Annotated in this window: 16 protein-coding genes; 8 read left to right on the top strand and 8 right to left on the bottom strand. The window is 68.4% G+C overall.

Translation table 11 applies throughout. The annotated features are described in order from the left end of the window. The first annotated feature begins 21 nt into the window (after positions 1-21). The gene (locus tag AC3A6J_RS16270; RefSeq protein WP_487860995.1) at positions 22-1,485 is read left to right on the top strand and encodes an NAD-dependent succinate-semialdehyde dehydrogenase; all 1,464 of its coding nucleotides are present in this window, start codon (positions 22-24) and stop codon (positions 1,483-1,485) included. A gap of 168 nt (positions 1,486-1,653) precedes the next feature. Beyond that, positions 1,654-2,223, top strand: a complete 570-nt coding sequence (locus AC3A6J_RS16275) for a type 1 glutamine amidotransferase domain-containing protein (protein ID WP_487860996.1) — start codon at positions 1,654-1,656, stop codon at positions 2,221-2,223. On the opposite strand, the gene AC3A6J_RS16280 is transcribed toward AC3A6J_RS16275, so the two are convergent. Beyond that, positions 2,168-3,412: a citrate synthase gene (locus AC3A6J_RS16280; protein WP_487860997.1), complete on the bottom strand. Its 1,245-nt coding sequence runs from the start codon at positions 3,410-3,412 to the stop codon at positions 2,168-2,170. The genes AC3A6J_RS16275 and AC3A6J_RS16280 overlap by 56 nt on opposite strands. 81 nt (positions 3,413-3,493) lie before the next feature. On the opposite strand from AC3A6J_RS16280, the gene AC3A6J_RS16285 reads away from it, so the two are divergent. Then, complete coding sequence (locus tag AC3A6J_RS16285; RefSeq protein WP_487860998.1) at positions 3,494-4,615, top strand: citrate synthase/methylcitrate synthase; 1,122 nt, start codon at positions 3,494-3,496, stop codon at positions 4,613-4,615. Between the two features lie 91 nt (positions 4,616-4,706). Beyond that, positions 4,707-5,750, top strand: a complete 1,044-nt coding sequence (locus AC3A6J_RS16290) for a hypothetical protein (protein ID WP_487860999.1) — start codon at positions 4,707-4,709, stop codon at positions 5,748-5,750. On the opposite strand, the gene AC3A6J_RS16295 is transcribed toward AC3A6J_RS16290, so the two are convergent. From AC3A6J_RS16295 to AC3A6J_RS16325, 7 genes are all read right to left on the bottom strand, one after another. Then, entirely contained in the window at positions 5,741-6,988 is a 1,248-nt protein-coding gene (locus AC3A6J_RS16295; RefSeq protein WP_487861000.1) for a phenylacetate--CoA ligase family protein, read from the bottom strand. The two genes, AC3A6J_RS16290 and AC3A6J_RS16295, sit on opposite strands and share 10 nt — an antisense overlap. Positions 6,989-7,005: 17 nt before the next feature. After that, entirely contained in the window at positions 7,006-7,818 is an 813-nt protein-coding gene (locus AC3A6J_RS16300) for an ABC transporter ATP-binding protein (protein WP_487861001.1), read from the bottom strand. A 128-nt stretch (positions 7,819-7,946) separates the two neighbouring features. Further along, the gene (locus tag AC3A6J_RS16305) at positions 7,947-9,263 is read right to left on the bottom strand and encodes an ABC transporter substrate-binding protein (protein WP_487861002.1); all 1,317 of its coding nucleotides are present in this window, start codon (positions 9,261-9,263) and stop codon (positions 7,947-7,949) included. Positions 9,264-9,313: 50 nt separating this feature from the next. Further along, complete coding sequence (locus tag AC3A6J_RS16310; RefSeq protein WP_487861003.1) at positions 9,314-10,378, bottom strand: branched-chain amino acid ABC transporter permease; 1,065 nt, start codon at positions 10,376-10,378, stop codon at positions 9,314-9,316. A gap of 10 nt (positions 10,379-10,388) precedes the next feature. After that, on the bottom strand, positions 10,389-11,318 hold the full coding sequence (locus AC3A6J_RS16315) for a branched-chain amino acid ABC transporter permease (RefSeq protein WP_487861004.1): 930 nt from the start codon (positions 11,316-11,318) through the stop codon (positions 10,389-10,391). 14 nt (positions 11,319-11,332) lie between these two features. After that, positions 11,333-12,115, bottom strand: a complete 783-nt coding sequence (locus AC3A6J_RS16320; protein ID WP_487861005.1) for an ABC transporter ATP-binding protein — start codon at positions 12,113-12,115, stop codon at positions 11,333-11,335. A gap of 20 nt (positions 12,116-12,135) precedes the next feature. Next, positions 12,136-14,103, bottom strand: a complete 1,968-nt coding sequence (locus AC3A6J_RS16325) for an AMP-binding protein (protein WP_487861006.1) — start codon at positions 14,101-14,103, stop codon at positions 12,136-12,138. Between the two features lie 85 nt (positions 14,104-14,188). Here AC3A6J_RS16325 and AC3A6J_RS16330 point away from each other — a divergent pair, with 85 nt between their 5' ends. From AC3A6J_RS16330 to AC3A6J_RS16345, 4 genes are all read left to right on the top strand, one after another. Next, a complete protein-coding gene (locus AC3A6J_RS16330) occupies positions 14,189-14,992 on the top strand; it encodes a Crp/Fnr family transcriptional regulator (protein ID WP_487861007.1) in 804 nt (267 codons plus the stop codon). Continuing rightward, positions 14,989-15,465: a hypothetical protein gene (locus AC3A6J_RS16335; protein ID WP_487861008.1), complete on the top strand. Its 477-nt coding sequence runs from the start codon at positions 14,989-14,991 to the stop codon at positions 15,463-15,465. The genes AC3A6J_RS16330 and AC3A6J_RS16335 overlap by 4 nt, the downstream gene beginning before the upstream one ends. A 69-nt stretch (positions 15,466-15,534) precedes the next feature. After that, positions 15,535-17,601 (top strand): BCCT family transporter, encoded by a 2,067-nt coding sequence (locus AC3A6J_RS16340; protein WP_487861009.1) that lies wholly within the window; start codon positions 15,535-15,537, stop codon positions 17,599-17,601. 45 nt (positions 17,602-17,646) lie between these two features. Continuing rightward, positions 17,647-18,048, top strand: a complete 402-nt coding sequence (locus tag AC3A6J_RS16345; RefSeq protein ID WP_487861010.1) for a GFA family protein — start codon at positions 17,647-17,649, stop codon at positions 18,046-18,048. The last annotated feature ends 35 nt before the right edge of the window (positions 18,049-18,083 follow it).

The raw sequence follows: 18,083 nt of genomic DNA on the forward strand, positions 1-18,083 counted from the left end.
CTATTTTTTGGAGACGATCCCATGCCATTGAAGCTCAAGGACCCGACCCTGCTGCGCCAGCAAGCCTGCGTGGCGGGCGCTTGGGTGGACGCCGACGACGGCGCCACCGTGCCCGTGACCAACCCCGCCAATGGCGAGCAGATCGGCACCGTGCCGATGTGCGGCACCGCCGAGACCGAACGTGCCATCGCCGCGGCCGAGAAGGCGCAGAAACCCTGGGCCCGCCTGCCCGCGAAGGAACGCTCGGCCATCCTGCGCCGGCTCAACGACCTGATGCTCGCGAACGTGGACGACCTGGCGCTCATCATGACCACCGAGCAGGGCAAGCCGCTGGCCGAAAGCCGCGGCGAGATCGCCTATGCCGCCTCGTTCATCGAGTGGTTCGCCGAAGAGGCGCGCCGCGTCTACGGCGACACCATTCCCGCGCCGCAGGCCGATCGCCGCATCCTCGCGCTCAAGCAGCCCGTGGGCGTCACGGCCGCGATCACGCCGTGGAACTTTCCCGCCGCCATGCTCACGCGCAAGGCCGGCCCCGCGCTCGCGGCCGGCTGCTCGATGGTGGTGAAGCCCGCCACCCAGACGCCGTTCTCGGCGCTGGCCTTCGCCGAGCTCGCGCAGCGCGCGGGCGTGCCCGACGGGGTGCTGTCGGTGCTCACCGGTTCGGCCAGCAAGATCGGCGGAGAGATGACGCGCAGCCCCGTCGTGCGCAAGCTCAGCTTCACGGGCTCCACCGAGGTGGGCCGCACGCTCATGAAGCAGTCGGCCGACACCATCAAGAAGCTCTCGCTCGAGCTCGGCGGCAATGCGCCTTTCATCGTGTTCGACGATGCCGACATCGACGCCGCGGTCGAAGGCGCGATGGTCTCCAAGTACCGCAACACCGGCCAGACCTGCGTCTGCGCCAACCGCATCTACGTGCAGCGCGGCGTGCTCGAGACCTTCACGCAGAAGCTGGTCGAGCGCGTGCGTGCGCTCAAGGTCGGCGACGGCACCGAGCCTGGCGTCAACCAGGGTCCGTTGATCGATGACAAGGCGATCGAGAAGATCGAGCAGCATGTGGCCGATGCCGTGGCCAAGGGCGCCAAGGTGCTGGTCGGCGGCAAGCGCCATGCGCTCGGCGGCCTCTTCTACGAGCCCACCGTGATCGGCGGCGCCACGCCCGCGATGCTGTTCGCGCGCGAGGAGAGCTTCGGCCCGCTCGCGCCGGTGTTCGCCTTCGACACCGAGGACGAGGCCATCGCCGCCGCCAACGACACCGAGTTCGGCCTTGCCGCCTACTTCTACAGCCGCGACATCGGCCGCATCATGCGCGTGGCCGAAGCGCTCGAATCGGGCATCGTCGGCGTCAACACCGGCCTCGTCTCCACGGCCGAAGCGCCCTTCGGCGGCGTGAAGCAGTCGGGGCTCGGACGCGAGGGCTCGAAATACGGCCTCGACGACTTCCTCGAGGTGAAGTACGTCTGCCTCGCCGGGCTCGACAAGTAGCTGACCGCCTTGCAGTTCGTCTGCGCCGTTAATCTGCGTAAGCGGAAATTTCCGCCCGTCGAGCTGTCCGACAGGCAGCCCCGGCAACGGCCGATGGGTGGAGGACGGCAAGGGCATACGGTGGAACTTCGTTGTCTCGGAAAACCACCGGAAAAGGAGTTCTTCGCCATGCCCACCATCACCTCTTCGCTCGACGGAATGAAGGTTGCCATCCTTGTCGCGGACGGCTTCGAGCAGGCCGAGATGACCGAGCCGCGCAAGGTGCTCGAAAGCGCCGGCGCCGAGACGCTGATCGTCTCGCCGCTCGATGGCAGCGTGCGCGGCTGGCAGCAGCTCGCGGCGGCGGACACCTTCGAGGTCGATGTGCCGCTGCAGGGCGCGAACCCCGACGATTTCGACGCGCTGCTCTTGCCCGGTGGCGTGGCCAATCCCGATTCGCTTCGCACCGACGCCCAGGCCGTGGCCTTCGTGCGCGCCTTCGTCGAGAGCGGCAAGCCGATCGCCGCGATCTGCCATGGCCCGTGGACGCTGATCGACGCAGGCGGTGCCAGGGGCCGCAGGATGACCTCATGGCCCTCGCTGCGCGCCGACCTGGAGAACGCCGGTGCGCAATGGACCGACAAGGAGGTCGTGGTCGACCATGCGCTGGTCACCAGCCGCAAGCCCGACGACCTGCCCGCCTTCAACCGCGAGATGGTGAAGCTCTTCGAGCTTGCGAACGAGCCGGCGATCCATTGACAGCGGCCGCCGCCATCGGCGCCTCGCGCGGGCCGGTGTAGCGCGCCCGCGGCCGTATCAGTTGCCCCGAGGCCTGCTGCTCGAGCACGTGCGCGGTCCAGCCCACGCTGCGTGCCAGCGCAAACAGGGTTAGCGGCGCATCGGCCGGCAGCTTGTGCGCAGCCGCGAGCGCGGCCAGGGCGAAGTCGATGTTCACCGGCTCGCCGAGCAGCTTCTCGCCTGCGGCGCGCAGTGAAGCGAACGCGGGCGGCAGGTCGAACGCGCCAGCCAGCAGCGCTGCGCAGCGCGCATCGCCCGCGGGGTAGAGCGGATGGCCGAAGGCCGCGAGCGGTCGGTCGTGCGCGAGCCATTCGCGCAGCGTCGCTTCGCTGCCGATGTAGTCGGCGCTGCGCACCATCGCCTGCACGGCCGCCGCCGCACCGCCGTGCAGCGGACCGGTCAGCGTGGCCAGCCCCGTGAGCAGGCAGGCCGAGAGCGATGCGCCGGTCGATGCCGTCACGCGCGCGGCGAAGGTCGAGGCGTTGAGTTCGTGGTCGGCCAGCAGCACCAGCGCGCGGCGCAGCACGTCGGCCGCGCGCGGACGCCGCCAGGCCGCCGCCAGGCGCATGTGCAGCGGCACGGCGCGCGCAGCCCGCATGCCGAGCAGTGCATCGGCGAGCGTGCCGATCACCTCGGCCGCCTCCGCCTGCAGCACCGCGGGCGAACGGCCGCGCGTCGGTGCGTCGTTCGCGGCGCGGGCCGCGAGCGCGACCAGCCCGGCCTGCAGCGGCATCGCATGGCCCGGCTGCGGCGTTGCCGCAGCGCCAGCACCGCCGTCGAAGTGCGGCGGCGCGCAGGCCCACAGCAGGCCGGCTGCTTCCTCGAGCGTCGCGTGCTGCGCGAGCGCGCAGGCATCGTGCCCGCGGTACAGCAGCCGGCCCTCGGCTACGGTCGACACGGCGGAGGGCAGCACCGGCTCGCCCCACTGGATCGCCTCGCTCGCCACCGCCTCGCTGCTGCGCCGGCCGCGCGTGCGCGCCGCGATGCGCTGCACGTCGTCGCGGTGGTAGAGGCTGCGCCGCGGATCGGCCGCATCGGGGCGGGCGCGCACGCGGCCGCGGCTCACGTTGGCATAGAGCGTCTGCGGCCGCACCTGCATCAGCGCGAGCGCGTCGGCGGCGGGGAGCCAGAGCGGTATCTTGGTGGTCATGTTGATGCAATAAATCAAGATTGACGTCAATGCCAGTGTGGCCAGAATCGTCTCATCGTGCAATCACAAGGAGCAAGAACGATGAACCAGGACGATGGCAGCCTCGAAGGCGTGGTGGCCGCCCACACGGTGTTGTCCGAGGTTGACGGCGCGGCGGGGCGGCTGGTGATCCGCGGCCACGAACTCGGCGAGATCGCGGGCCGCTGGCAGTTCGAAGATGCGGTGGCGCTGCTGTTCGAAGGCTTCTTCGACGCACTGCCCAAGGCAGCGGCCCTGCGCACCGCGCTGGGCCGTGCGCGCCGCGATGCCTTCGAGCGGCTGCAGCCCGGCGACGACGCCATGCTGCGCAGGCTGCCGCCGATCGAGGCGGTGCGCGCGCTGCTTGCGCGCCTGCCCGATGGCGACGACCTGGCCACCGCGCTGTGCCTCGTGGCCGCGCCTGCCGTGTACACAGCTGCCGTCATGCGCTGGCGCCTCGGCGTGCCGGCGCTCGCGCCCGACGAAGCGCTGCCGCAGGCCGCCGACATGCTGCGCATGCTGCACGGCCGCCTGCCGACCCAGGCGCAGGCTGCGGCGCTCGACGCCTACCTCGTCACCGTCAGCGACCACGGCCTCAATGCCTCGACCTTCGCCGCACGCGTGGTCGCATCGACCGGCGCGGGGCTCGCCTCGGCCGTGCTCGCGGGCATCAGCGCGCTCAAGGGGCCGCTGCATGGCGGCGCGCCCGGGCCGGTGCTCGATGCGCTCGATGCGATCGGCAGTGCCGAGCGTGCGCGCGCATGGCTCGAGGCCGCCGTGGCCGACGGCCAGCGCCTGATGGGCTTTGGCCATCGCATCTACCGCGTGCGCGATCCGCGCGCCGATGCGCTCAAGGCCGCGCTGCAGCGGCTCAGTGCCGAAGGCGGCGTGGACGCCGCGCGCTTCGCGCTGGCCGAGGCGGCGGAGCAGGCAGCGCTCGCGATCCTGCGCGAGAAGAAGCCCGGCCGCGCGCTCGAGACCAACGTCGAGTTCTATACCGCGCTGCTGCTCGAGGCGCTGGGCTTCGGCCGCGAGAGCTTCACTTGCGTGTTCGCCGCGGGCCGCGTGAGCGGATGGCTCGCGCATGCGCGCGAGCAGGTGAAGAAAGGGCGGCTGATCCGGCCGCAGTCGGTGTACATCGGCCCCGCGCCCGAGCCGGCCGCCGAAGCCGCGCTCGCCGACTGACCGGCCCGTCGCCCTCGCTGCGGGGGTGGGCCGCGGTGTTCCGGTACGCTTCGCCGGTCGATCCGCAACGCGAAAGCACCGTTCCAACACCATGGCGGCCTCACCAGTTCCTTCTTCTTCCTCCTTCGATCGCGCGCAGCGCCTGCCCGTCCGCTTCGCGTGGACCGTGATCGCCGTCCACGCCGCGCTGTTCGTGCTGGGCATGGTGCTGCAGCTGCTGCCGACCTCGCCGAACAGCGAGCAGATGCGCGGCGTCTATGCGCAGCCGGGCGTGTGGATTCCGCTGCTGTCGCGCACCGTGACGGTGTGGCTGCTGGCCGCCACGCTCGCCTGGTGCCATGCGCGCCAGGCGCTCGATCTGCGCGGTTCGGCGCGCGTGTCGCAGCTGCGCGGCCCCGGCCGCCGCTTTGCCGCCGTGTACCTGGCCGCAATGGTCGTCAACTACGTGGCGCTGAGCCCGCTGCTCTACCAGGTGCAGGTGCTCTTCATGCCGGGGGGCGCGCTGCACGCGCATGTGGAGGGGTACGGCCTGCGCTCGATCCTCGCAGCCTCGATGCTGGTGCAGTCGGTGCTGCAGATGCTGCTGCTCGTCGCCATCGTGTGGCTCGCGGCCTGGTTCGCGCTGCGCGAGCGTGGCGCCGCTGCGGCTGAGGCCCCAGCGGATGTCGCAGCACCGCAGGCCAACATCGGCGCATCGCCGCGCCGTGCCATCGCACTCGTGGTGGGCACCACCTTCGTCGCGCTGCAGATGTGGGTCGGCAACATCGCGAGCGCCTGGGTCGACACCTCGCGCGACACGAACCTGCTGCCGCTGCTGCTCGGCTGGTTCGCGGTGCCGCTGCTGGTCTGGGCGCTGGCCGCCTGGGGCGGCTGGCTCGGCGCTGCGCCGGGGCCGGCACGGGCCCGCCCGTTCCGCGCCGTGGCGGCGGCTTCGGCGACCTTCGTGCTGCTGCAGGTGATCTGCGCCGCGGTCGCGCTCGGCGGGCTGTTGTGGGTCGCGAGCATGGGCTATTCGAGCACCAGCAGCGATGCGCGCGCGCTCGGCCTGGCGATCGTGCTGGTGGTGGTCTACCTCGTGCTGCTGGTGGTGCTGGCGCGCGCGATGGTGCGCGGCTTCTACCGCCGCTACTTGTAGCTGCGCGCGTCCTCGATCACCTTGCCGTCGTTCGGCAGCGTGCCCGGCGCCACCAGTTCGATGGTGCCGCGCAGCTTGGTCACCTCGCGCACCGCATCGGCAACGCGCGCCGCCATGCCTTCGGGCGCGGCCGCGCATTCGAGCCGGAGCGTCATCTGGTCGTCGCCCATCTCGCCCGACACCACGAGCCGCGCGCGCACGATCTCGGGAAAGCGGCGCGCGACGTCGGCCACCTGCGAGGGGTGCACGAACATGCCGCGCACCTTGGTGGTCTGGTCGGCGCGCCCGAGCCAGCCCTTGATGCGCTTGTTGGTGCGGCCCGTGGGGCAGGCGCCCGCCAGCACGGCCGACAGGTCGCCGGTGCCGAAGCGCACCAGCGGGTAGTCGGGGTTGAAGGTGGTCACCACGATCTCGCCCACTTCGCCGTCGGGCACCGGGTCGCCGGTGCCGGGGCGCACGATCTCCAGCAGCACGCCCTCGTCGACCACCAGGCCTTCGCGCGCGCTCGTCTCGTAGGCGATGAGCCCGAGGTCGGCGGTTGCATAGCACTGCGTGCCCCGCACGCCATGTGCGGCGATCCAGTCGTGCAGGCTCGGCGGAAAGGCTTCGCCCGAGACCATGGCCTTGGTCAGCGTAGGCAGCTTCTGCGACCTTTCTTCGGCTTTCTCGAGCAGGATCTTCAGGAAGCTCGGCGTGCCCACGTAGCCACTGGGCTTCAGGTCGACGATGGCCTCGATCTGCTGTTCGGTCTGGCCGGTGCCGCCCGCGAACACGGTGCAGCCCAGCGCGAGCGCGCCGCTTTCCATGATCGCGCCCGCGGGCGTCATGTGGTAGCTGAAGCTGTTGTGGATGAGCTCGCCGCCGCGAAAGCCCGCCGCATGCAGCGCGCGCGCGGTGCGCCAGTAGTCGCGCGCCTCGCCTTCGGGCTCGTAGATGGTGCCCGGGCTCGCGAACACGCGCGGCATGCGCGCGCCGCGCGCAATGGCCGAGAAGCCGCCGAAGGGGTCGCTTTCGCGGTGCTGCTTCTGGCGTTCGAGCAGTTCCGACTTGCGCGTGACGGGCAGCTTCGCGAGCGCCTCGCGCGTCGTGATGTCCGCAGGCTTCACCCCGTCGAGGATCTGCACAAAGGCCGGCGCCGCGGTCTGCGCCTGCGTGAGCTGCTTCGGCAGCGCCGCCAGCAGGTCGCGCTCGCGCTCGGCCGGGTCGCGGATTTCGAGGGCGTCGTAGAAATCAGTCATGGATCGAGTGCCCTTCTTCAAGCCAGCCACCGCTTGCGGCGCTTGTAGCTCTTCACATCGCGAAAGCTCTTGCGGTCCGTGCCGCCCATGCCGAGGTAGAACTCCTTCACGTCCTCGTTCTCGCGCAGGCTCTTCGCGGCGTCGTCCATCACGATGCGGCCGTTCTCGAGGATGTAGCCGTAGTCGGCATAGCGCAGCGCCATGTTGGTGTTCTGCTCGGCCAGCAGGAAGGTCACGCGTTCCTTGGTGTTGAGGTCTTTGACGATCTCGAACACCTCCTCGACGATCTGCGGCGCCAGGCCCATCGAGGGCTCGTCGAGCAGCACCATCGTCGGGTTGGCCATGAGTGCTCGGCCGATGGCGCACATCTGCTGCTCGCCGCCCGAGGTGTAGGCCGCCTGCGAAGTGCGCCGCGTCTTCAGGCGCGGAAAGTACGCGTACACCTTCTCGAGCGTCTGCTGCACCGCGGCCTTGCCGTCGCTGCGCGTGTAGGCGCCGGTCATCAGGTTCTCTTCGATGGTCAGGTGCGCGAAGCAGTGGCGCCCCTCCATCACCTGGATCAGCCCGCGCTGCACCAGCGCGGCCGGCGACAGCGCCTCGATGCGCTCGCCGCGCAGTTCGATCGTGCCCTTGGTCACCGCGCCGCGCTCGCCCGCGAGCAGGTTGCTCACCGCGCGCAGCGTGGTGGTCTTGCCCGCGCCGTTGCCGCCGAGCAGCGCCACGATGCCGCCTTCGGGCACCGTGAGCGACACGCCCTTGAGCACCAGGATCACGTGGTTGTAGATGACCTCGATGCCGTTGACGTTGAGGAGGATGTTGGGTTCGCTCATGGTGTGGTCCGAAGCATGTGAAAGGCTTTGGCGTGCGTTGGTGCGTGCCTGCCTGCCTTTCAGATGCCGGCTCGCAGGGAGCCGACGAAAGAGGGCGCCGCGCTGTGCGCAGGCCGCCCTCGACGCGATCAGCAGGCGCGTGGCTTGACGTTCTTTTCCTTCGCGTACTTCTCCGCGTATTCCTTGATCAGCGGATCGATGTAGGTCTTCTCGGACTGGTACCAGTCGGACTTGATCTGCCACTTGGCGCCGTCCCACTGGATGATGCGTGCCCAGTCGTCGCCCATGTGGTTGCTGCACGAGGTCTTGACCGGCCGCATGATCTCGCCGAAGCCCAGCGCCTTGAGCTTGTCGGCCGTGAGGTTCAGGTTCTCGAAGCCCCAGCGCACCTGCTCGGGCGTGAGCGCCTTGCCCTTGCCGTACTTCTCCTGTGCGGCGCGGATTGCTTCGACCTGCAGCATCGAGATCATCATGCCGCGGGTGTGCGCGATCGAGCCGATGCCTTCGGCCGAGCCCGTGCCCTGGCCCTTGTCGTACACCATCTTCTTCAGGTCGTCGTGGACCTTGTCCTTGGCCGCGCTGTTGTGCAGCGTGATCGCGTTGTAGCCCTTGGCACCGGCGCCGATGTCCTTCACGTCATGGTCCGAGCCGGCCCACCAGATCGCGTAGATCTTCTCGCGCGGATAGCCGCTGGCCTGCGCCTCGCGGATGCCGGCGGGCGTCATCACGCCGGCCGACCAGAACAGCACGTAGTCGGGCTTCTGCTGGCGGATCTGCAGCCAGGTCGACTTCTGCTCCACGCCGGGCGGCGTGACCGGGAACAGCGACACCTCGAAGCCCTGCGCCGCGGCACGCTTCTGCAGCAGCGGGATCGGCTCCTTGCCGTAGGGCGAGTCGTGATAGACCAGCGCGATCTTCTTGCCCTTGAGGTTGCCCTTCTCCTTCTTGGCGATGTCCTGGATCATCACGTCGGTGGCGGTCCAGTAGGTGCCCAGGAGCGGAAAGTTCCACTCGAACACCGTGCCGTCGGCCGACTGCGACAGGCCATAGCCCGGCGTCTCGACCGGCACCTTGTCGACGAAGGCCTTGTCGGTCACGGCAAAGGTGATGCCGGTCGACTGCGTGTCGAAGCCCGAGGCGCCCGAGCCCTTGCCCTTCAGGCGCTCGTAGCACTCCACGCCCTTGGCCGCGTCGTAGGCGGTTTCGCATTCTTCGTACGTCAGCTTGACGCCGTTGACGCCGCCGTCGCGCGCGTTCACCAGCTTCAGGTAGTCCTGCTTGCCGTCGGCCCATGGAATGCCCAGCGGTGCGAACTGGCCGGTGCGGTACACCAGCAGCGGCACGAACTGCTCGGCCGACTGGGCCTGCGCGAGCGAGCCCGCGACGACCATCGAAAGCCCCGCAGCGGCAAGTGCCGCGGTGCGTGCGAGATTCCTGAATTGCATGGCTTGTCTCCTTGTAATGAGCACGGGTGTGCGTAGTGAAACGGGTTCGGTCAGTGAGGGAAGGGCCACAGCCGCAGCTTCTGCCGCGCGGTGGACCACAGGCGCGCGAGGCCGTGCGGCTCGACGATCAAAAAGAACACGATCAGCGCGCCGAAGATCATGTGCTCCAGGTGCGATGCCGTGGCCGTGGAGATCGACAGCCCAAGCCAGTGCGGCACGTAGTTCAGGAACAGCGGCAGCAGCACGATGAAGGCCGCGCCGAAGAAGCTGCCGGCAATGGAGCCCAGCCCGCCGATGATGATCATGAACAGCAGCTGCAGCGACTTGTCGATGCCGAAGGCCGCCGGCTCCCAGGCGCCCAGGTGCACGAAGCCCCACAGCGCGCCGGCCACGCCGACGATGAAGCTGCTCACCGCGAAGGCCGTCAGCTTGGCGTACACCGGCCGGATGCCGATCACCGCGGCCGCCACGTCCATGTCGCGCATCGCCATCCATTCGCGGCCGATCGCGCCGCGCACCAGGTTCTTGGCCAAGAGCGCGAACACCACCACCAGGCTCAGGCAAAGCAGGTACTTCTGCATCGGCGTGCTCAGCTCGTAGCCGAACATCTGCAGCGTGTTGACGCTCACCGAGCCCGACGACGAATCGTTGGTGACCCACTTCACCCGGTTGGTGAACCAGTCCATGAAGAACTGCGCCGCCAGCGTGGCCACCGCCAGGTACAGCCCGCGGATGCGCAGGCTCGGAATGCCGAACAGCACGCCCACCAGCGTGGCGGCCAGCCCGCCGCCGATCAGCGCCACCAAAAGCGGCATGCCCTCGATGCGCACCTGCAGGTTGTAGGCCGCATAGGCGCCCACCGCCATGAAGGCGCCGGTGCCCAGCGAGATCTGCCCGCAGTAGCCGACCAGGATGTTGAGGCCGATGGCCGCCAGCGCCAGGATCAGGAAGGGGATCAGCACCGCGCGGAAGCTGTAGTCGCTCGCCAGCATCGGCACCGCGATGAAGGCGATGGCCGCGAAGGCCAGCATGGCCCATCGGTCTTGTGCGATCGGGAACAGCGCGAGGTCGGCGCGGTAGCTGCTCTTGAATTGGCCGTTTTCTCTGTAGAACATGCCTATACCTTCAGACGCGGTCGATGATCTTGTCGCCGAACAGCCCCTGGGGCCGGATCAGCAGCACCGCCAGTGCCAGGACGTAGGCGAACCAGTTCTCGATGCCGCCGCCGAGGAAGGGGCCGAGGTAGATCTCGGAGAGCTTCTCGCCCATGCCGATGATCAGGCCGCCGATGATGGCGCCGGGCACCGAAGTGAGCCCGCCGAGGATCACCACCGGAAAGGCCTTGAGCGCCACCAGCGAGATCGAGAACTGCACGCCCAGCTTGCTGCCCCAGATCATGCCGGCCACCAGCGCGACAATGCCGCCGATCGACCACACGATCACCCAGATGCGCGCCAGCGGAATGCCGATCGACTGCGCGGCCTGGTGGTCGTCGGCCACCGCGCGCAGCGCGCGGCCGGTGCTCGTCTTCTGGAAGAACAGCGTCAGCGCCACCACCAGCGCAGCCGCGATCACGGCCGCGTAGAGGTCTTCCTTGCTCAGCAGCAGGCCGCCTTCGAACATGCTCTCGAGCACCAGCAGCGGCTCCTTGGGCATGCCGATGTCGATCTTGTAGGTGGCGCTGCCGAAGATCAGCTGGCCCGCGCCGTCGAGCACGTGCGAGATGCCCAGCGTGGCCATCAGCAGCGTGATGCCTTCCTGGTTGACCAGCCGGCGCAGCGCTAGGCGCTCGATCAGCCAGGCCACGATCACCATGCACAGCGCCGCGGCGATGAAGCCGAGCACCGCGCCGAGCACCGCGTTGTCGAAGCCGAGCCAGGACGGAATCCATTCGGCGAAGCGCGCCATGGCGAGCGCCGCGAACAGCACCATCGCACCCTGCGCAAAGTTGAAGACACCCGACGCCTTGAAGATCAGCACGAAGCCCAGCGCCACCAGCGCGTAGAGCATGCCGGCCATCAAGCCGCCGAAAACCGTTTCGATGAAGAAACCCATGGGGCCCGCCGTTCCTAGTGTTCCGCGCCGAGGTATGCCCGGATCACGTCTTCGTTGCTGCGCACTTCGTCGGGCGTGCCGTCACCGATCTTCTTGCCGTAGTCGAGCACCACCACGCGGTCGGAAATGTCCATCACCACGCCCATGTCGTGCTCGATCAGCACGATGGTGGTGTTGAACTCGTCGTTCACGTCGAGGATGAAGCGGCTCATGTCCTGCTTCTCTTCCACGTTCATGCCGGCCATCGGCTCGTCGAGCAGCAGCACCTGCGGCTCCATCGCGAGCGCGCGACCCAGGTCGACGCGCTTCTGCAGGCCGTAGGGCAGCTGCCCCACCGGCGTCTTGCGGTACGACTGGATCTCCAGGAAGTCGATGATCTGCTCGACGAACGCGCGCTGCTGCAGCTCTTCGCGCTCGGCCGGCCCCCAGCGCAGCGCCTGCGCCAGCAGGCCGCTCTTCATCTTGAGGTTGCGCCCCGTCATGATGTTGTCGAGCACGCTCATGCCCTTGAAGAGCGCCAGGTTCTGGAACGTGCGCGCCACGCCCATCTCGGCCACCTGGCGCGAGTTCATGTGCTTGAAGGTCTGCCCGCGAAAGGTGATGGAACCCTGCTGCGGCCAGTACACGCCGTTGATGCAGTTGAGCATCGAGCTCTTGCCCGCGCCGTTCGGCCCGATGATGGCGCGCACCTCGTGCTCGCGCACGTCGAAGCTGATGTCCGTCAGCGCCTTCACGCCGCCGAAGCTCAGCGAGATGTTCTGCACGTCGAGGATGACGTCGCCGGTTTTTCTAGCCATGGAGTTGCCCCAGATTCATCTCACGCTGCCTTCGCCATGACGGGAAACCGATTCGCATCGACGATCGACAGCGTGGCGCTCACCATGCCCGTGCGGCCGTCCTCGAACTTCACCTGCGTCTCGATGAACTGCTCGGCCTTGCCGCCGTACAGCGCATCGACCAGCACCGCGTACTTCTCGGCGATGAAGCCGCGCCGCACCTTGCGCGTGCGCGTCAGCTCGTCGTCGTCGGGGTCGAGCTCCTTGTGCAGCACCAGGAAGCGCGCGATCTGCGTCTCGCCCATGCCGGGCTCGGCGGCCAGGTCGGCATTCACCTTGGCGAGGCACTCGGCAATCAGCGTCAGCACCTCGGGCTTGCCGGCCAGGTCGACGTAGCCGCCATAGGCCAGTCCGCGGCGCTCGGCCCAGTTGCCCACCGCTTCGTAGTCGATGTTGATGAAGGCGCAGACCTCGTTGCGCGCATGGCCGAAGCACACCGCCTCCTTGATCTGCGGAAAGAACTTGAGCTTGTTCTCGATGTAGTTGGGCGCAAACATCGCGCCGTTCGACAGCCGGCCCACGTCCTTGGCGCGGTCGATGATGCGCAGGTGCCCCTCGGCGTCGAGCACGCCGGCGTCGCCGGTGTGGAAGTAGCCTTCGGCGTCGAGCACCTCGGCCGTCGCGTCGGGGCGCTTGTAGTACTCCTTGAGCACCGACACGCCGCGCACCAGCACTTCGCCGTCGTGCGCGATCTTCAGCTCGATGCCGGGCGCGGCCGTGCCCACCGTCTGCAGCTTCACCTTGCCGTCCTGCTGCAGGCACACATACGCGCAGGTTTCGGTCTGGCCGTAGAACTGCTTCAGGTTCACGCCGATCGAGCGGTAGAAGCGGAACAGGTCGGGCCCGATGGCCGCGCCTGCCGTGTAGGCCACGCGGATGCGGCTCATGCCCAGCACGTTGCGCAGCGGCCCGTAGATCATCACGTCGCCCACCGCGTACTTGAAGCGGTCCCACGCGCCCACCGGCTGGCCGTTCAGAATGTCGGCGCCCACGCGCTGCGCAAGGCCCATGAACCTGGCATAGAGCCAGCGCTTGGGCGCGGCCGCGTCTTCCATGCGGATCGACACCGCGGTGAGCAGCCCCTCGAAGGTGCGCGGCGGGCCGAAGTAGTAGCTCGGGCCGACCTCGCGCATGTCGTTCATCACCGTGGCCGCCGACTCCGGGCAGTTGAGCGTGAAGCCGCCCACCAGCCATTGCGCCACCGAGAACAGGTGGTCGCCCACCCACGCCATCGGCAGGTAGCTCATGATGTTGTCGCCGGGCCCGAGCCGGTCGGTCTCGACCCCGCCGCGGCCCGCCGCGATGAAGCTCGCATGCGTCTGGCACACGCCCTTGGGCCGCCCCGTGGTGCCCGAGGTGTAGAGGATCACGCCCACGTCACCCGGCTCGCCGCTGGCCACCGCGGCGTCGTACACGCCGGGGTTGGCCGCATCGAATGCGCGGCCCAGTTCGCGCAATTGCTCGTAGCTCATCAGGCCCGGCTGGTCGTAGTGCCGCAGGCCCTTGGGATCGTCGTAGACGATGTGGCGCAGGCGGTCGGGCCGGCCCGCTGCGGCCTGCAGCTCGCGGCATTCGAGCAGCTTGTCGACCTGCTCCTGGTCTTCGACGATCACGAAGTCGATCGACGCGTCGTCGAGCATGAACACCATCTCGTTGGCCACGGCGTCCTGGTAGAGCGGCACCGGCACGCCGCGCAGGCTTTGCGCGCCCACCACCGCCATGTACAGGTGCGGGCGGTTGGCGCCCACGATCGCCAGGTTGTCGAAGGCCTTGAAGCCCAGGCTCGCGAGGCCGCAGGCGATCTCGCGCACCTCCTGCGCCACGTCGCGCCAGGTCCAGGTCTGCCAGATGCCGAGGTCCTTCTCGCGGATCGCGGGCGATGCGGGCTGCGCCTGCGCATGCGCCAGCAGCAGCCGGGGAAACGTGGGGGCGTTAGACGGTTTGTTCACAGTGCGCGGATCGTAGGCCTGCACTTTGACGTCATGTTGTCGTTCCGACGACAATCCTAGGGACAACACTCCCCGGAGTTTCCCGATGCAAAGCGCCCCACCCAGCGCCCTGACCCTCAGCGGGTCGAACTCCCTGCGCGACCGCGTGCGCCCTGCCGGCCCATCCGAACTCGAAGGCATTCCGTGGCTGCCCGCGCTCACCCCCGCCGAGCGCCGCCGCGCCGAGGCCGCGCTGGTGGTGGGCGATGCCGAGGTCGGCGACCTGGTCTGCCGCATCGGCCGTTCGCCCACCTACTGGTTCGGCGTGGTCGAGGGCCTGCTCAAGATGAGCAACGACAACGCCGACGGCGGCTCCGTCACTTACACCGGCGTGCCGCCCGGCGGCTGGTTCGGCGAGGGTACCGTCATGAAGCGCGAGCCCTACCGCTACAACATCCAGGCCCTGCGGCGCAGCGTGGTCGCGGGCCTGCCGATCGAGAGCTTTCATTGGCTGCTCGACCATTCGATCGGCTTCAACCGCTTCGTGATGAACCAGCTCAACGAGCGGCTCGGCCAGTTCATCGCCGCGCTCGAGATCGACCGGCTCAACAACCCCGACGCGCGCGTGGCGCGCAACCTCGTCTCGCTGTTCAACCCCGTGCTGTACCCCGGCGTGGGCGAGGTGCTGCGCATCACCCAGCAAGAACTCGCCTACCTGGTCGGCCTTTCGCGCCAGCGCGTGAACGAGGCGCTCAACATGCTGGCCGCGCAGGGCCTCATCCGCGTGGAGTACGGTGGCCTGCGCGTGCTCGACCTGCCGGGCCTGCGCGCCACCGCCATGAGCAGCCGCAAGCAGGCGCCCAGCGACGACCATCACCCCGACGACACACAGGACCACACCACGCCATGAGCCTCAAGGACCAGATCCAGATCGTGCCGGCCGATGCCGACGTGTCGCGCCTTGTGCCGCCGCCGCCTTCACAGCCGACGCCGAAGGCCGAAGAAGCCGGCCCCACGCGCGAGCAGCTTGCCGAGCGCAACGACGCGCTCAGCGAGCGGCTCGCCGCCATGGACGAGCTGCTCGCCAAGCCGCTGAAGGACATCCTCGCCGAGCATGAAAAGGCCGGCGAATCCGCGCTCGCGTGGGACCGCTACGGCGCCATGTGGATGCTGTCGCAGCGCGCCATGCGGCGCGTGGCGATGGACCTGGCCGCGCAGCTCGGCGTGAGCGAGCAGGAGATCGTCGCGCGCGCCATGGCGCATGCCAACGCCGTGCTCAACGGCGCCGACGAAGAAGACCTGGGCGGCAGCATCGCGCCGGCGCAGATGGCGCACATCGCGCGGCACAAGGCCTTCTTGCGCAGCCAGTTCCGGGGCGGCTGAGCGGTTGACATCGACGCTCGCGCAGGTAGGGTGTACCCCGCCGTCGCCGACAACGAACCGATCACAGCCATGACAAACGACAACCCCGCGCAAGAACAACAACAACAGCCGCCGCGCCCCAAGATCACTTTCGCCGCGCCCGTCGTCATTCCCGCATTGCTGGTCCTCGGCGCCCTGCTGGTCTTCTGCGGCGTCTACCCCGAACGCGCCGACGTCCTCTTTCCGAGTGCACAGGCCTGGGTGGTGCAGCACTTCGACTGGTTCTACACCGTCGCCGTCACGATCTTTCTCGTGTTCCTGCTCGGGCTGGCCGTCAGCAGCTTCGGCGACATCCGGCTCGGGCCCGACGACTCGGTGCCCGACTTCAACTTCGTCTCGTGGGCCGCCATGCTCTTTGCCGCGGGCATGGGCATCGGCCTCATGTACTTCGGCGTGGCCGAGCCGCTGCAGCACTTTCTGAAGCCGCCCACCGCCGCGGGCGGCACCCCCGCCGCCGCCAGGGAGGCGCTGCAGTCAACGTTCTTCCACTGGGGCTTTCATGCGTGGGCGGTGTACGGAACCATGGGTCTTGTGCTTGCGTACTTCGGGTTTCGCTACAACCTGCCGCTCACCATGCGCTCGGGCCTCTACCCGCTGCTGAAAGACCGCATCAACGGCCCCATCGGCCATGCCGTCGACGCCTTCGCGCTCGTCGCCACCATCGCCGGCATTGCGACCACGCTCGGCTACGGCGCGCTGCAGCTGGCCGCCGGCCTGCAGCTGCTGACCGGCTGGGACACCTCGGGCGCCGCCTTCCGCCTGGGCATCATCGTCGTCGTGGTCGGCCTTGCCGGCATCTCGGCCGTGACGGGCCTCGACAAGGGCGTGCGCCGGCTCAGCGAACTGAACCTGTCGCTCTCGTTCCTGCTGCTCGGCTTTGTCATCATTGCCGGGCCCACCGTCTTTCTGCTGCAGGCCCTGAGCGAGAACATCGGCGGGTACCTGTCGAACCTGGTCAGCCTCTCGCTGCGCACCTTTGCCTACGAGCCCTCGACCGAGCCCGGCTGGTTCGGCGGCTGGACCATCCTTTACTGGGCCTGGTGGATCTCGTGGTCGCCCTTCGTCGGCATGTTCATTGCGCGCATCTCTCGCGGGCGCACCATCCGCGAGTTCATCGTCGGCGTGCTGCTCGTGCCCACCGCCTTCAACCTGCTGTGGATGACCGCCTTCGGCAACGGCGCCATCTGGATCGACCTCAACGTTGCGCAGGGCGCCCTTTCGCAGACAGCGGGCAACGTCGACGCGCTGCTGTTCCGCTTCTTCGAATACCTGCCCGCCACCGCCGCCGTCTCGTGGCTGGCCGTGGTGCTGATCGCCGTGTTCTTCGTCACCTCGGCCGACTCGGGCTCGTATGTCGTCGACGCCATCGCCTCGCGCGGCCATCCGCGCTCGCCCGTGTGGCAGCGCCTGTTCTGGGCCGGCGTGCTCGGCGTCACCGCCATGGTGCTGCTGCTCGTCGGCGGCCTGAAGGCGCTGCAGGCCATGACGTTGCTGGCCGCGCTGCCGGTCACCCTCATCATGCTGATGCTCTGCTACGGCCTGTGGCGCGGCCTGGCCGCCGACCGCGTGCATTCGATGCAGGACCTGGCGCCCGCCACCAACTTCTGGAGCGGCCTGCACTGGCGCCGCCGCCTGGAGCAGATGGTGCAGGACTCCACGCGCGACGACGTGCTGCGCTACCTGCGCGGCACCGTGCTGCCCGCGATGAACGAGGTGTCGGAAGAATTCAAGAAGCGCGACGTGCTGGCCCATGTGCACGACGACCTTGACAACGGAGATGGCGATGGCGCGAGCACCGTGCGCATCAACATTCCCGACCCCGACCTGCGCGACTTCACCTACGGCGTGCGCATTGCGCACCGCATGCTGCCGGTGTTTACCGTGCATGAGGCCGCCGCGCAGACCGAGCCGCCGCAGGTGTACGAGCCCACCACCTTCTTCGAGGACGGGCGGCAGGGCTACGACATTCAGTACCTGCGCAAGGAAGAGGTCATTGCGGACATCCTGCGGCAGTACGAGCGGTATCGGTCGCTGAGTGCGAACCGGCGGACGCATCTGCTGAGTCGTGCGCCGGGGCATGCGGATCCGGTGCCTTGAAGATGCTGCCGCCTGTCCCTCCACCTTTGCGAAAGGAATATCGAAATGAAAGGCTCCTGCCTGTGCGGGTCAGTCAGCTTCGAGGCCCAGCGCCTCGCTGGGCCGATCGTTCACTGCCACTGCATCACCTGCAGGAAGGCGCATGCCGCAGCGTTCACTTCGACGGCGCGCGTCAATCGGCAGGATTTTGAGTGGCTTTCGGGCGCGGAGGTGCTTGGTTCGTTTGAATCGACGCCGGGGAAGCTGCGGCATTTCTGCACTCGGTGCGGCACGCACTTGATGGCTGAATGGGTTGCGCAGCCGCAGGTGATTTTGCGGGTGGCGACGTTGGATGATGATCCCGGGGCTCGGCCGACTGCGCATATCTGGGTGTCGCATGAGGTGGCTTGGTTGGAACATCAGGGAGCAATTAATTCGTTCAACGAGGCTCCCCCGCCCCGGGCGTGACATTGCTGCAAGGTCCGGAAGCACGGCTGGACTTA

It is taken from the genome of Variovorax sp. Soil_C_39 (assembly GCF_057656815.1).